The organism is Aromatoleum evansii (genome assembly GCF_012910805.1).
GTDB classification, from domain to species: Bacteria; Pseudomonadota; Gammaproteobacteria; order Burkholderiales; family Rhodocyclaceae; genus Aromatoleum; species Aromatoleum evansii.
Window position 1 is genome coordinate 15,937 of record NZ_WTVK01000033.1, and the last position, 14,895, is coordinate 30,831.

The 14,895-nt window shown below is 62.6% G+C and carries 17 protein-coding genes; 2 read left to right on the plus strand and 15 right to left on the minus strand.

From position 1 onward, the window contains the following. Position 1: 1 nt before the first annotated feature. From GO615_RS16900 to GO615_RS16945, 10 genes are all read right to left on the minus strand, one after another. A complete protein-coding gene (locus tag GO615_RS16900; protein WP_169130155.1) occupies positions 2-259 on the minus strand; it encodes a hypothetical protein in 258 nt (85 codons plus the stop codon). 74 nt (positions 260-333) lie between these two features. Next, entirely contained in the window at positions 334-1,005 is a 672-nt protein-coding gene (locus GO615_RS16905; RefSeq protein WP_169130157.1) for an ERCC4 domain-containing protein, read from the minus strand. Between the two features lie 14 nt (positions 1,006-1,019). Beyond that, positions 1,020-1,433: a hypothetical protein gene (locus GO615_RS16910; protein ID WP_169130159.1), complete on the minus strand. Its 414-nt coding sequence runs from the start codon at positions 1,431-1,433 to the stop codon at positions 1,020-1,022. A gap of 15 nt (positions 1,434-1,448) precedes the next feature. Then, positions 1,449-2,348: a hypothetical protein gene (locus GO615_RS16915; RefSeq protein ID WP_169130161.1), complete on the minus strand. Its 900-nt coding sequence runs from the start codon at positions 2,346-2,348 to the stop codon at positions 1,449-1,451. A 108-nt stretch (positions 2,349-2,456) separates the two neighbouring features. Next, positions 2,457-2,906 carry an AP2 domain-containing protein gene (locus GO615_RS16920; protein WP_169130163.1) on the minus strand — a complete coding sequence of 150 codons (450 nt, stop codon included), beginning with the start codon at positions 2,904-2,906 and terminating at the stop codon, positions 2,457-2,459. Between the two features lie 16 nt (positions 2,907-2,922). Continuing rightward, positions 2,923-3,732, minus strand: a complete 810-nt coding sequence (locus GO615_RS28940; protein WP_169130164.1) for a DUF2726 domain-containing protein — start codon at positions 3,730-3,732, stop codon at positions 2,923-2,925. An 11-nt stretch (positions 3,733-3,743) separates the two neighbouring features. Continuing rightward, entirely contained in the window at positions 3,744-4,652 is a 909-nt protein-coding gene (locus GO615_RS16930) for a GIN domain-containing protein (protein WP_169130165.1), read from the minus strand. Positions 4,653-4,703: 51 nt separating this feature from the next. Continuing rightward, a complete protein-coding gene (locus tag GO615_RS16935) occupies positions 4,704-5,930 on the minus strand; it encodes a DNA methyltransferase (RefSeq protein ID WP_169130167.1) in 1,227 nt (408 codons plus the stop codon). Next, positions 5,927-6,355, minus strand: a complete 429-nt coding sequence (locus tag GO615_RS16940; RefSeq protein ID WP_169130169.1) for a zinc-finger-containing protein — start codon at positions 6,353-6,355, stop codon at positions 5,927-5,929. Before GO615_RS16940 ends, GO615_RS16935 begins: the two co-directional genes overlap by 4 nt. Positions 6,356-6,360: 5 nt before the next feature. Then, complete coding sequence (locus GO615_RS16945) at positions 6,361-6,927, minus strand: hypothetical protein (protein WP_169130171.1); 567 nt, start codon at positions 6,925-6,927, stop codon at positions 6,361-6,363. 176 nt (positions 6,928-7,103) lie between these two features. On the opposite strand from GO615_RS16945, the gene GO615_RS16950 reads away from it, so the two are divergent. After that, on the plus strand, positions 7,104-9,992 hold the full coding sequence (locus tag GO615_RS16950; protein WP_211167194.1) for a class I SAM-dependent DNA methyltransferase: 2,889 nt from the start codon (positions 7,104-7,106) through the stop codon (positions 9,990-9,992). 247 nt (positions 9,993-10,239) lie between these two features. Further along, positions 10,240-11,463, plus strand: coding sequence for a hypothetical protein (locus tag GO615_RS16955; protein WP_169130173.1), 1,224 nt, complete (start codon positions 10,240-10,242; stop codon positions 11,461-11,463). A gap of 5 nt (positions 11,464-11,468) precedes the next feature. Here GO615_RS16955 and GO615_RS16960 read toward each other — a convergent pair whose 3' ends face one another. The 5 genes from GO615_RS16960 to GO615_RS16980 form a co-directional block, all read right to left on the minus strand. Next, positions 11,469-12,167: a hypothetical protein gene (locus GO615_RS16960; RefSeq protein ID WP_169130175.1), complete on the minus strand. Its 699-nt coding sequence runs from the start codon at positions 12,165-12,167 to the stop codon at positions 11,469-11,471. Beyond that, complete coding sequence (locus GO615_RS16965; protein WP_169130178.1) at positions 12,164-12,538, minus strand: hypothetical protein; 375 nt, start codon at positions 12,536-12,538, stop codon at positions 12,164-12,166. Before GO615_RS16965 ends, GO615_RS16960 begins: the two co-directional genes overlap by 4 nt. A gap of 18 nt (positions 12,539-12,556) precedes the next feature. After that, positions 12,557-13,519, minus strand: coding sequence for an NYN domain-containing protein (locus tag GO615_RS16970; RefSeq protein ID WP_211167195.1), 963 nt, complete (start codon positions 13,517-13,519; stop codon positions 12,557-12,559). Positions 13,520-13,717: 198 nt separating this feature from the next. Further along, a complete protein-coding gene (locus tag GO615_RS16975; protein ID WP_169130182.1) occupies positions 13,718-14,383 on the minus strand; it encodes a hypothetical protein in 666 nt (221 codons plus the stop codon). A gap of 75 nt (positions 14,384-14,458) precedes the next feature. Beyond that, entirely contained in the window at positions 14,459-14,884 is a 426-nt protein-coding gene (locus GO615_RS16980; RefSeq protein ID WP_211167196.1) for a hypothetical protein, read from the minus strand. Positions 14,885-14,895: the final 11 nt, after the last annotated feature.

Sequence of the window (14,895 nt, forward strand, 5' to 3'; positions counted from 1 at the left end):
TTTACTCGATTGTCGGAGCACCGAGCTTGCGCTGGATGTCGTTGAAGCGCTCCACGTAGGCGTTGAACTCGTCGAGCGCGGTGAATACCGCCTTGCACTCGGGCGGGGCGTTCATGATGCGACGCTCGATGGTGACCGTCTTGCCTGCACTGAGGGCCTCCCGGGCGAGACGGAATACTTCTGCGACTAGCCCCGGCTGGTTCGAGGCGATAGGGTCATGGATGTTGCCGTCGATGTCGATGATGAGGTTATGTTGCATGGGTGGCTCCTGCCGGTGGTTATTCCCTATCGGATTGTTGCTGGGTATTCGCGGCTAACCGGGACGTTTTCCGCTTACCCGGCCAACGCCGCTCCCATGGTCGACCGAAACGCCGTTGGGCGCGCGTGCAGCGCGTCGAGAATCCCGCGCGCCGTCTTGGCGCCGATGCCTCGCACCGCGCAGAGATCGGTCTCGCTAGCGGCGAAGACCGCTGCGGCCGAGCCAAAGTGCGCGATCAGTTTGCGAGCCGTCTCCGCACCCACTCCGGGCAGTCCTTCGACGAGGAACTGCGCACGCCCGCCGTCCGTCTTGGGCTTGGCCGCTCGCAGCGCAATCTCGTACCCTAGACCTTCGGTGGCGTGGCGGGCGAGCCGCCCGATGAGGCGCGCAGTGTGCTCCGCGCTGGGCGTTGGGATCACCGGCAAGCCGTAGTAGAGCGTGAGCGTCGAGAGCGCCCCGGCCACCGCCTCCGGGTCGATGGCAGAGTAGAGGTCGCCCAGCGACCCTTCGATCACCACGCAGGACACCTTGGCGTCGGCGGAGGCGAGCAGCTCGGCCTGGCCGAAGAGACGTCCATCCAGAATGCTCGCTACGAGGTCGTTGGCTGCTTTGCGTTCCACGAGCAGCTTGTCGGCGATCGCGTAATCGCCCACGGTAAGTTCCGCGGTCGTGGTCGTGTAGCCCAGCCGGGTGAGCCAGCGTGGGACATCAGAGCGGCTCTCGCGGCTGTCTACGCAAATCTCCATGTCCAGATCTCCTGTTATATCCATGGTGCCATGCACGGCAGGGCACCCACCCGCCGATATCGGGCCGGGAACTGCAGCACTTGCCCGTTACGAGTCAGGACGTGAAAATCCAGTCCGTCGGCGATCACCATCTCTGTGGGTAGGCGATCGGTTTGCTCCATCGTGAGGCGGATCGCAAAGGGTGCGTCCGAACCGTCCTCGAACATCAATTCCAGCGCATCTCGGCCTCGGGCGGCGGACCACGGGCCGCGCGAGATGATCACCTCGCTCGCCGTGGCCATCTCATTGAGCCAGCCGTGCCGATTGTCCGGCAGCAGCAGTCTGGCCGCGCCCACGTTCCAGGAGAGGTACAGGTAGCCCGCCTTTGCCGGGGGCGAGTCGAAGTAGTCCGTTCCGGACACGGCAGGGCCGTCGTTGACGATCAGCATGAACGGTGGCGAAGGTTAGTGGATACTGGAGGGCGAAGCGTCGGCGTCATCGTCGCGGGTGTTGTCCACGTTGTCGATTAGCGCATCTTCGAGCGGGAACCGTGTGTTCGCACTGCGCAGGAGCATGTCCTGCACCAGTGGCATACGTTCGAGCAGTTCGGGCTCTTTCTCGTCGAGATCCACGAATTCCGTGACGAGCTTATCCCCTAGCAGCAGGTGCTCAATGTAGCTGCGCAGCTTTGCGATGTCGTTCGCGTTCTGCCGTAGCGAGTGAACGCGCATTGGAGGGGTAGGGCCGGAGCAGGCTTCGACGGCGACCATCAGAATGGTTGCTTGTTCGTCGCGTATGGGTGGTTCTGGGATGGTGGCCGTCGTAATCCGCAGCGGTCGCGTGCGGGGGACGGGTGCGAGTAGGCTGTCGACAAGGCCGACCGCCTCATTCAACAACCGCTCGCCAAACAGCTCGACCGGGCTTGCGTACCAAGGGCCGGACCGATCGATCATCAGTGTGGGGCCACATATCTCCAAATCGTAGCCAATCGATGCGGAATCGCCGTCGTTGGGAACCAACTCGATGGGCGCGCGAACGCTGTAACGGAGTTCGCCGATAAACTCGGCCCTCAGTCCCTCCTCCAGCGCAGCGTAGGTGTCGGGGAAGGCAAAGCTGTGCGCGAAGAGGATTTGCTCGAGCCGGGAATGGACAATCGCCGCGCCGTACACTGACGTTTCGTTCTCGGCATCGATGACCAACTCGACCCATTCGACACGCAAGGCATTGAACCCGATTTCTGTGGCAATGCTACGACACGCGTGAACGACAGCGTCGACTCCCTCCAAATCCTGATCCGAGATCGATTCTTTTATCTTGCTGAGGCGGTCTTGCTTCATCTTGATCTGTTTGGTTGGGCGGGTCATGAGCGTACCTCCAAGGTGTGTTCCGCTAGATGCAGGAGCATGCTGCGCATAGGCGAAGTCCGCTCCGGACGGGGTAGCTTGCCATTCTGGTCGAAAAGGACGAAGTGGTCATCGGCTCGCAAAATCCAGCCCAAGGCGCTCGCGCACCCGATCCGCGAAGGCGTCCGCCGCCCCGCGTGCGCCTTGATCCCCGCCATGCTTGCGGCGACTAAAAAAGAGCGACACCGGCTCGTGCCCGTCCGTTACAGGCTCGCGCCAGCGCACCTGGTAGCCCTCGGCGCGCGGGCTCTGGATCGGCTGCACCGTCACGCCCGGATTGCCGAACTGTTGCGCGAGGAGGCGCTCCATCTCGGCGCGCTTGCCTTCGGCTCGTTCGCGGGCGCCGTCCTCGCCGAAGCGACGGATCGAAAACTGCGCCCGCCGATCCCTGTTGGTCTTCGGATCCTTCCAGATAGCCAACCAGACGGCCTTACCGTCCGCCCGCACGGTGCGGAAGACGCCGATGCGTCCGGAGGTGTTGCGGTCGGTGGGATGGACCCGAAATCCGACGCGCTTCATCGCGGTCCCGATCCGTTCAGGCAGACTGCATGCCGCGACACGCGGGAAAGCGCGTGCAACCCCAGAAAGCCTTACCCGCGTATGTTCCGGTCTTTCCGGTGCGCTTGACCATGGGTTCCCCGCACTTCGGGCACGCGGGGACCGCGACGGCCTCGGCCTCGGGGTGTTCGCTGACTTGCGGTGCGACGCTTGCCATCGGTTCCGGTCCGATCTGCGGAGCAGGGGAGGCTTGCACAGGCTCCGCGGTAACCACGTCCTGCGCTGGCGTCTCAATCGGACGGGGAGAGGTTCGCGGGGGAAGTATGGGTACGCCGAGCGTGGTCAGCACCAGATGCCGGACCTCATCGATGGAGTAGGCGTGCTTGGCAGGCAGCATCAGCAAGGGCAGTTGCGCCTGCTTGCAGGCTTCGGCCACGAAATCGTCACGTTCACGCCGCCGGGCCTGCGCATGGGAGGTATCGTTGAGCTCGATTGCGCACAGCACTTGAAGATCGTCGGGCGCACACACGATGAAATCGAAGTGCTTCGCGCTGATCCGGTTGAACGCGCTGCGCCGCTTGGCCGGGTCGGTATCCCGGCTCACCGACAGGACATCGGCCACTCGCACCTTGCCGAACACACGGTATTGAGATCCGATCGCTTGGTCGAGCACCCCGATGAAGGAGCGTTCCGCGGGCGAGACGAAGGTGGCCCGTTCGTAGACGACGCCCTCCAACTCGCCATCCGCACCATCGACGCGGCGGCGCTTCGCCCGGGTGGTCAAGAAGGCAAACGCCAACGGGATCACGATCAGGGCGGCAATCGGGAGAAGTGCGAGTAACTTCATATCCAGGAACCTCAGCGCTCACGGTCGACGAACTTGATCTTGCCAAGGCCCGTCACGTTTGTATCTCGCACACGGGGATTCCCGGCGATCTTGATCTTGCCCACCCCGGACACGCAGGCATGGACCGATTCTGTGACCATAGTCTTGATGGAGCCAGCACCGGAAACGTCCAGGTGAGCATGAGTCGCGGTGAGTCCGACGCCACCGATAGTCCCGGCCCCAGACACGTTGGCATGCAGAAGCCTGACTGTTCCGGTGGCCGCAATGCTTCCGGCACCGGAAATATCGAGGTTTATTGCTTCCTGATCGAGATCCAGAATGGTGAGGTTGCCGGCGCCCGAAACGCATAGATCGGTGACATGGGGGAGGGTGACTTCGACCCTGCAACCTGGGTAGTCGCCTTGAACATCCCCCACGATTTGGCCGATTGATCCTGCCACGTGGATGAGGGTGTCACCGCGGCTTCGTTTGATGATGTCGCCACCGGCGACCATCCCAACCGGTCCATGGAAAACTTGCTTACTGCCTGACCGGTTCGATGTAACCACTATCGTCGGTTCGCTGTCGATGGTCAGGCACCCGCGTGAGATTGTGGTCAGTACCTTCTTGAGATCGTCCTGCCGGCTGGCGTAGACGGTGAGTCCGGGTTCAGCCCCGGAGCGGACGGTGACGTTGACCGCGCCGCTGACGTCGATCTGGCGCACGGAGCCCGGGATGTGGCGAGATTCACTGGCAGCCTCCCGCTCCTCGCTTGGCGATTGAAACTCAAGGGTCGTGGAAGCGTTGATGAGTTCGGTGAGCGCTTTTTCGATCCGTTGCTTCTGGGGGACCTGCAACCCGCTCGTGATCAACGGCCGGAGCGTTTCCATCGCATTGCGAATGGCGTCCAGCGCCTTCTGCACTTCAGTCATGTAGTCCATATGGTCCCCTTTCCTTGTATTCCATTGTCCCATAGAGGGGTGTGAGCGCGGTCAAGCCGCGAGGATATGCTGGTGAAACCCAGCGGCGTCACGGAAACGGCGAGCCGCACCCACCACATACTCGAGCATGCATTCCGTGGAAAGCCAGCGCCGGCCGAGCAGCTCGGCCGCCTTGGCAGTGGTGAAGGAGCCGGCGAAGGGATCCACAATGAGATCGCCCGGTGCGGACAGGAACTCGACCAGAAACTTCGCCAGCGCGAGCGGCATCGGAGCGCCGTGCGCGGGCAGGTCGGCGGCGCGCGCTGCGCGTTTGTAGGCGCGTTGGTCGGCGCAGCTATGGCCGAAGCTCAGCACGTTGCGGGGGATGCGACCCTCGGTCGCATTCGCGTAGCACCCCGGTCGGAGGCGATGCGCACCGTCCGAGTAGGATGCGAGCCGTGTCTCGCCGCCGCGCCGAATGAGATCGAGGTGGCGCTCGGTGTGCGCCTGCAGCACGCGCCGGTTGTCCGATCGCACCGCCCGCGGGTCGTTGGTCAGCCAGTACACCGGTTCCCATGCCGTGTTCAGCTGGGAGCGGGCGACGCTCGCCCATTGCACTGGCCCGGGTGGCTTCGACGGGTTGTGCCAGACGAGCTCGTCCATCTTGAAGAGGCCGAGGCGGTCGTGCAACGCCAGCAGGAGGCGCTCGCGGTAGAGGGAGCGCGCCGGCGTGCCCGGGATGAAGATGTCGTTCGACACATTGAGCGCGATCGAGCCCCCGCGCACGAGATTCCTCACCACCGGCTCAAGCGTGCGGCAGATCCAATCGACGTAGGCGGCTTCGCTGGGATTGCCGTAGCTGCGTGCATGGGCGAGGGGGTAGGGCGGGCTCGTGAGGCACAGCGCGATCGGGCAGTCGATGCTCGCAAATACCGTGTCGCAACTGCCCAGGATGGCAACACCCAGTTCCGTCGAGAAGCCCACCACCGCCACCCCGGGATTGATCCTGTGCAAGTCGCCGCTCGCCGGCGTGGCAAGTTGCCACACTCCGCGCTCGCCTTCGACTCGCTCGAGGATGCCGGCGTGCTTCAAGGTCTGTTGGTGCCAACGCACCTTGCGGGCGAGCAGGCTGTGCGGCTGGCCCGAGGCGCCAATCGGTTCGCGACGCGCGAACTCTTCCGGGTCGATTCCAGCGCGCTCGGCCACCTCCTCGTAGAGAGTCGCGTTGTCGAGGCGGCCGGCCCGCTCCGCGGAGTAGGCGTGAAGCACCGCGGAGAACAGTTCCAGTTGTGCGCTCACCGCGACCTCGCCCGCGTCCGTTGAGGAATCCGAATCGCCTCGCTCACGCCCCGACAGGCCAGCACCACGCGCAGGCACATCGCCTCGTCGAACTCGCCAATGTGGCAAGACTCGACCGCGATACCCAGCTTCTTCGCGAGCCACGCATAGGCTTGCGGCCGCGTCATGCGGCCCGAGCGCCACAACGGATCGAATACCGCGTGCGCCCGGTTCTTCGCCCGACGCAGGCCTTCGTTGGCCAGTCGCCCAAGGGGTTGAGTGCCGTCGTAGCCAAAGCGCGGATTCGGGTCGTGACAGCCGACGTGCGCCTCACACGGGTCGCAGCGCCAAAATCGTTTGTGGTGCAGGTCCGGACGGTCGGGGTAGATCACCGTCCCGTCGACCAGCTCGGCCGGCTGCTGGCAGTAGTCGCAAATGACGGCCATGGCGCTCAGCCGTAGTAGAAAATGCTCAACTGGCGAGCGGTTGCCGCGAGAATCTCCTCGCGCACGTCGTAGGCGAGCGCAACGAACTCGTTGGCCTTGTCGAGCACCTTCACGCACGCTTCGCCGCAGCCCGAATCCGTCTCCAGCCGCTGCAGCGTTGCGTCGAGTTCGATCTCGGTGAGATGGGTCAGCGTCTTCACGTAGGCAGCCAGCGTCCCAGCCAGAGGCACCGGATGCCGTTCCCACAGGCCGTGCGTCGGATCGAGCAACTCGATCCACGCTTCCTTGGCGTTGGCGGGGACCGACAGGCCGTCCTCGGTCGTGAGCCGAATCTGGTTGCCGGTGTCGAGAGTCTTGACCAGCGCGCGCCCCACCCGCCCGTCGTCGTGGATGGTGACGGTGGTCTCCGCCTCGACGAAGCCGTAATGCGCGGGCTGTACCTCGAAGCGCCCGCATTCGCTCTCGTACGGGTTGGTGATCGACGTGCCGTCGTGGAAAAAGGAGATCATCTCGGGTGCCTCGTAAAAAAGGGGTTTCGTCTCGGTGCGCAGGGCCGCTCGGGCGGTGCGCATCGAAAGCCATTCTCCAAGGGGGTCGCCCCAATTCAAGGGGTGAGATGGGGCGCGCGTTTCATGCCAAAAACACCGCGTCCGGTGCGGACATTGGGGTGCAACCCAGCCTATTTCGGGCTCGGCGGCGGATGCTGTGCTGCTATGCTTGTGCGATTGACGACTTGCACTCATCCACCATGCAACAGGCTCTGACCGCCGCGCAGTTCATCAAAAAGTGGACCGACAGCCCGCTCTCCGAGCGTGCAGGCTCCCAACCGTTCTTCCTGGATCTGTGCGCCCTGCTGGGCGTGGACACCCCGAACGACCCCGAGTCGTACTGCTTCGAGCGCGGCGCGACGCGCACCGGCGCCGGCCACGGCTGGGCCGACGTGTGGAAGCGGGGGCACTTCGGGTGGGAGAACAAAGGCCCCGGCGGCGATCTGGCGGGCGCGCTGCGTCAGCTCATGACGTACGCGCTCGCGCTCGACAACCCGCCGCTCCTGGTGGTCAGCAATCGCGCCGTGACGATGATCCACACCCACTTCACCGGCACCCCGAGCGTGACCTACACCATCCGCCTGGAGGACATCGGCACGCCGGAGAACCTCGAGCGTCTGCGCTGGGTGTTCACGGACCCCGAGAGATTCCGACCGGGACGCACAGTTCTCGACGTCACGGCCGATGCCGCCGGGCGCTTCGCCGATATCGCCAAGTCAATGACCGATCGGGGGCACGACCCGCAGAAGGTTGCGCACTTCCTGATCCAGTGCCTATTCGCGATGTTCGCCGAGGACATTGGCCTTCTGCCGAAGAAGCTCTTCGAGCGCGTGATTACGAAGCGGCAGAGCGACCCCCTGAAACTCGCCGTTTCGATGAGGGAGATGTTCGAGTCCATGCGGACCGGGGGAGATTTTCTTCTGGAGGATATCGCTTACTTCAACGGTGGCCTGTTTGAGCAGATCGATGTCGTCGAGCTCGAACCGAACGAAATCGACGCACTGCTGCAGGCCTGCCGGATGGACTGGAGCGCAATCGAGCCCTCCATCCTCGGCACGATGTTCGAGCGCGGCCTCGATCCGAAGGTGCGCGCCCCGCTGGGTGCGAACTACACCGACCCAGCCACCATCATGAAGCTGGTGCAGCCGGTCGTCATCGAGCCCTTGTCGCGCGAGTGGGAGGCTGCCAAGGCGAAGATCGGCCCGCTGGTGGCGAAGTACCACGCCGGCGGCAAAGGTTCGCAGAAGTCCGGTCAGGACGCACAGGCGCTGTTTCTCGGGTATCTGGAGCGGCTGAAGAACTTCCGCGTCCTCGATCCGGCGTGCGGTTCGGGCAACTTCCTGTACCTCTCGCTGAGGGCGCTCAAGGATCTCGAGCATCGTGCGAACCTGGACGCGGAAGCGCTCGGACTGCACCGGCAACTGACCATCGAGACCTGTCCGGACAACGTGTGCGGCATCGAGATCAACGCATATGCCGCGGAGCTCGCCCGGGTGACGGTCTGGATCGGGGAAATCCAGTGGATGCTCAAGCACGGTTACGACTGCCGGCGAAACCCGATCCTCGCGCGTCTCGATCACATCGAGAACCGCGATGCGTTGCTCAACGAGGACGGCAGTGAAGCATCGTGGCCCACGGTCGACGCGATCGTCGGCAATCCGCCGTTTGTCGGGAACAAAAAGATGCTCGGCGAGCTTGGCGCCGAATATACCGCTCGCCTGCGCGGGCTGTTCGATGGTCGCCTTCCGGGAGGGGTCGATCTGGTCACGTACTGGTTCGAGCGCTCAAGGGCACAGATCGCAGCGGGCCGCTGCAAAAAGGCTGGCCTTGTCGCAACACAGGCCATCCGCAAGGGTACTAACCGGACGGCTCTTGATCGCATTGTCACATCGACGCGGATTTTCGAGGCTTGGAGTGACGAGGAGTGGGTCAATGACGGTGCGGCTGTCCGCGTTTCGCTGGTCGCCTTTGGCGAGGAGGAGCGCGTACGCCTGGATGGTATCGACGTTGGGAAGATCAACGCCGATCTCACCTCAGCGGACGGAGGCATCGACGTCACCACCGCTTCGCCACTTCGAGAGAATGCGGGCGTGGCCTTTCAGGGGCCTGTCAAGGTTGGCTCATTCGACATTCCCGGAGAGATCGCACGAGCTTGGCTTACTCACCCGAATCCGAACGGCCGCTCCAACACCGACGTGCTGCGCCCTTGGGCCAACGGGCAAGATGTGAGCAAAAGGCATTCCGACACATGGATCATCGACTTCGGGGCCGACATGTCCGAGCAGGACGCGCTACTTTATGAGACACCGATAGCCCACGTGATCGAGCATGTGAAGCCCATGCGCGAAGCCGGAAACCGCGAGGGGCGTAAACGCTATTGGTGGCGCCATGGGGAGACCGTTCCAGCGTTCCGGCGGGCGACCGCACGTATCACACGGTACTTGGTGACGATACGCGTAGCCAAGCACCGTTTTTTCGTCTGGACCCCTACCGCCGTTCTACCGGACTCCCGTCTTTACGCAATTTGCCGCGACGACGACATTACGTTCGGCGTGCTTCACTCACGAATGCATGAGGTCTGGGCGCTCGCCAACGCTTCCAGACATGGTGACGGTGACGAAGGCGGGAGACCGACATACAACGCGAAAACCTGTTTCGAGGCTTTCCCTTTCCCTGCCGGCATGACCCCCGCCGATACGGCTACAGGTGCCCCATCGGGCGTCCATGCCGAAGCAATCGCCGCCGCGGCCCGCCGACTCAACGAGCTGCGCGAAAATTGGCTGAATCCCGCCGAGTGGGTCGACCGTGTGCCGGAAGTGGTGCCAGGCTACCCCGATCGGATCCTCCCGACGCCGGGCCATGAGGCGGAGCTGAAGAAGCGCACGCTCACGAACCTCTACAACCAGCGCCCGGCGTGGCTCGACAAGGCACACGCGGACTTGGATGAAGCGGTAGCCGCCGCCTACGGCTGGACCGACTACACACCGTCTATGTCCGATGACGAAATCCTGCGTCGCTTACTGGCCCTGAACCTTGAACGGGCGAGTACGAGCGCGTCGATCGCTCAAGCAGATCCCGAGGTCGTGTAGGACATTGTGTCGTTCGAATCGGGAGGGACACCCCGAATCGCGGAACCTGCATCAGATGGCAAACGCGGCGGCTGTCGTTAGGATCGGCGCATAGGACGGCCCTCGGCTCTTTGCCGCGGTTTGTCCCGCAATATTCGACGCGGAACGGTGCCGTCGGCCGCGCGATCGCACTTTGCATGACATACAGCGCAGTCTATAAATCAGTACATACGCATGAACCGAACAAGAATATTCAGGGAGACTGAGAATGAGACTGCGTGCTTTGGTTTGCCCATTGGGCCTTCTTCCCCTTCTTTCGTCATGCGCGTATGTGAATCCGTATGTCCTGCCTGAGACGCAGCAACTCTGTCCCAAGGGGAAGGAGACCAAAGGGTGCAAAGAACTTTCTACGGTGGTGTCGTCCATAGCGAAGCTTGAGACGTCGAGAAAGAGCGTTAAGGGCAAGCTCGATGACACCACATTCACCAGTCGCGGATTGGATCTCTTTACTTTCGGTTTCGTGACTGCCTTTGCGGTAAGGGGAGTGCATGAGGCGGCGATTGGCGCCGGCGCGAAGAACCTCGCCTTGGCAGGGGGAGCATCGTACACAGCGGGGAAACTGTTCGCTGCCCCGAGCACCGAGCAGCTGTATTTGGGCGCTCATTCTGCCCTGACGTGCGTGATGGACCGTGGCAACGCGGTAATCGGTGTCTATGAGCAAGCTCATATCCTGAAGGAGCGTGTCACCCAGGCCGCACCTGCTGTTAAGTCGGCGAACTGCAAACAGGTTCTCGGCGACAAGCTTGTTGGGGAGTTCAGGTCGGCTCACGCAAAGGCGATTGGATTACCGGATACGATCAAATCGCTCGATGCTGCGATCGGTTCCGACTTGCAGAAGACGGGCGGACGCATTCTGGAGGAGCTCAACAGCCAACTCAATGCGCAGCGGCCAAACTTGGATGCGATCTTAAACGCGGGCACGGGCGTGTCATCAATCGCTGGTAGCTTGGTGGCTTCGGGAAGCTCCCAGTGGGCTGGAGTCGCTGGAGACGGCGACGTACAAAAACAACAACAACAAGACTGCTCCGAAACGCCGGAAAGCGTTGGTGAGCAGATCGAGGCCGTAAAGGGAATGGATGTCCTGTGGAAATCCACAGTTAACGCGATCGGGGATCTCAAGGACGGTTGCGCGATGGCCCCCGCATCGCTCGCACCGCTCGCGGTGGCCCAGAATGCCGTGACGCTGGTGCCGGGAACGACGTTCAACCTCGTCTACGGCGGCGGCCGTCCGCCGATTCATGCGCAGTGGGTGAATGACATACCGAGAAGCGACCAGTTATCCCTGACGCCGCACCCCGGTAGCAGCATGTTCCAGATTACCCGTCCCCCAAGCGACAGGTCAGCCACGACTTTCACACTTCGGGTCTTCGACAGCGCAGCGATCCCCTCATCAACGGAGGTGAGTGTGGCAGTGCCCGCGCCGGCGAAGTAGGGCGCCTAATTTCCAAATAGGCGCCAGGCCTCATCTTCCTGTGAGGCCTTGCCGTTCACATTGAGGATCTTGAGCTCGTTGCGGTCGATATTGGCCCAAACCAATCGTGCTCCATATTCCTCGAAGCCCTTGAGGCGGCCACCGACCTTCGCCCACTGCTCTTCCAACGCGGCGTGCATCCTTGCCTGAAAAAATGCGAGGGGGTTCGCGTCGCGCTTCTCCTTGTTCGCCTTGTTGTTCGCCGGTTCTGCCAACCTGTTCACCGCGTGCCAGGGCCAACCCTTGATCGCGATCGATGGCAGCGTGCTGATGATGAGCCAGAGCTTCGGTAGCGGCCACTCGCCGTCTAGCGTGTAACCCTCGGCGAATCGGGGCACGTCGCGAGTGATCAAGCGCATATCCGACGAATTCAAGCTTTCGTACTCAATCACTGCGATTTCGTTACGCCCGCTGTCGATGATCGTCATGTCCGGCCTGAATTCCCGGGACATTGCCGCCTCCACGAGCGGGGTCAGATGTTCAGGCACGGCGCGCACGAGCGCACCGCAGATCATGGCGTGGGCCCAGCGGTTGCCGCACCAGTACGGATCGACCATCCAATCTTCGGTCACCCCGGGCGTCGCGCGGACAATGGTCGCGAACCGATCGAGATAGTCTTCGACATCGAACTCGTGGGCAGGTGGCGTGGGTTTCGGCTTGGTCATAAGGGCCCCAGCTCAGGCTGGGTTGCGGCAAGCTCCGGCTCAAGCGTGCCCGTGGGAAGGAGCAGGAATTTCGCGCGCGGCAATGGTTCAATGTCGAGGCGCATGCCCGCTGGTATCACGATAGCCTGGTGCTCGAAGAGCAAGTGCGAGCGGCCATTCACATGTATTCCGCTGTCGCCCTGGATATTCACCAGCACCGTCGTGCTCGCCATCACCTCGCTGAACCGCTTTCCCTGCTGGTCGAGCGCGAGCAAGGTGCCGGCCGTACCCAATGACCGAGTCGCCCAAGCGAACGGACGCATTTCGATCAGTTCTGCGAGCGGCCGGACCTCGGGTGCCGGCAGCAGTTGATGATCCGGGTGATTGCTCATGGGGGCCGAGAAGTGCGCTCAGGTCCCGTGCAGTTGCGCCTGCGGGACGTTACGCAAACGCAGCTCATGGTCGAACTTTCCACGACGCGTTTCCACGATGTCACCCATCGCCTTGAGCATCTCCGAGAAGCTCGAGTAGCCGAAGTTGGATTCGTGGAACGTCGGGTCCATCCGCTGCATGTAGGGCCGCAACCCGGCCTTCTGCACCCACGGGTCGCCCCGGCTCTGCGCGAGACGCGAGATCGCCTTGCTGATAAGTTCTCGGGCATTTTTCTCGCGTGTGGCCGTATCAGCCGCAATCACCAGCAATTCGCGCAGTTCCTCAGCCTCCTCGGGCGGGCAGAACGGCCGCTCCTCGGGGTGCGGCTCCGGCTCGACAGTGGCTGGGTGACCGGCGCTTTCCACACGCGCGGGCTCGGACGCCGGGGGCAACACGGTGGGAATCCCTTCCGCCGGGGAAGTCCCAGCCGGATTGAGCAAAGTCTCGTAGAACTGGAACTGATGGCAGCTGCGCGCCCAATGCTGGTTGGTCGAGGTCATGCTACCGATGCCGATCAGCGTGCGGCCTGCCGCCTTCACCTTGTACGAGAGCGGCATGAAGTCGCTGTCGCCGCCGACCACGATGATGGTGCCAATGTGAGGGAAGCGATTCATATCGTCCAGGACGTCGAGGCACAGCTTGATATCGGCGCCGTTCTTGGCCGCAGCTCCTGGTGGGAAGACTTGGATCAGTTCGATGGCGGACTGCAGCAGATCGTGCTTATACCGGTTGAACGACACCCAGTTTGCGAACGCGCGGTTGATGGCAAGCGGCCCGATCGACAGCGCGAACTCCATGATCGTCGCGATATCGATCAGCGGATCCTGCGGACGGTAACGACTTGCGTGATAAGAGCCCGGCCCTGTTTTCTGGTCGACCAGACTCGCGTGAAGATTTTCGAAATCCCAGTAGAGTGCGACTGATTCTGTTCCCTGTGCCACCGCAAACGCATCCCTAGTTGTTTGTGCGAAACGATACTCTACGCGCATACGGCCGTGTCAATTCACGAGTGCACAGAGGAAGTGACCCGCGAAGGTAGGACCGGTGATGTTGCAGTCGTTGGGGACGCTGCCGCAGCGACCCCAATGGGCGAGGGCCCCAGTTCGACGGTCGGACTTCGCCGCGGTGCGCGCGTGATTCTATGGTCCGATCGAATCCGGAGGCGGTGTGGGTTCGTGCGAATCGTTGGCTGAGACGCGGCGCTCCCAGTCCCCACGTGCCTTCGCGATCTTGTCCCTTTGCGCCCTAAGCAGGTCCTCCCGGCTCGGCCCCCCGAACGTAGGGGGCTCGGTGGGCAAACGAAGCTGTTGCCGAAGCTGGCGAGCCAGCGCTGAGACTTCTAGACCGAGTTCTGCGAAACCCTGTTGCCGCGTCCAAAATGTTTCCGTGTACTCCGGGGGTTCATCGTATTCGCGTACGCCGTGTACCCGATTTATCAACTGCTCGGTCTTATACGGCAGGTTCAGGATGTGGTACATCAAATCGGCCGGCAAGACCTTCCAATCGACCTTCAGCTCCAATGGTTCAAATCGCGGCTCCATGACGGTGAACTGGTGGTAGATCCCGTCATCGCTCGCCGGCTGGCCCTGAATCGTTCCGTTGTCGTATGACACCTCGAGGCATTGGCGCGCAAAGCGGTCGAGGTGCGCGAGCACGAGGATCCCGAGATACTTGGATTCTTTCTCACTACGCTCCCGCTCCCGCTCCGCTTCGCGCCTCGTCGTCAGCCAACCGCCCAACCACACGCCGCCGAGGCCTGACGCTGCGGAGATGACGCTCGGCAGGAAACTCAGATCGATTGCCATGGTTTCTCCTCCTCGCGTGATCTTACCCGAGCGCAGCTTGGCGATCTGAGGGGCTCCGCCGGCGTCTGTGCCTGCTCAGGAACCCGGCGTCGCCATCGCGCTGGGCAAGTTCGGATTCGGTGACGCCAGCCCGCGCGCAGCCGCAATCGATGCGCGCAGCGCCTCGAGCTCGCGCAATGCCTGAAACGCTTCGTCTGACGTCTCGGGATTGGCGTAGGCGATCATGAAGCTGTTCACGAGACTCCTCAGTAGGCCTGCAGTGTCGTGGTTCTTCACCACCGACATCACCGCGAACTGGTCCAGGCGCTCGACCGGCGTCTCGGCGAAACGCTCCACTCCCATACCTTTGGCGATCTCACCGAAAAGGACCGTGAGGTTGGCGCGTCGTTGTGCGGCCGATAGCGGCTGGCCGGTCTCGGCATCAGCCAGTTCGAGGCAGAAACGGTGGGCGAGGGCGACGTCGACGCGCTTGGAGATCAGTTCGGACAGGGGTTTCGTCACGGCAGGTTCCA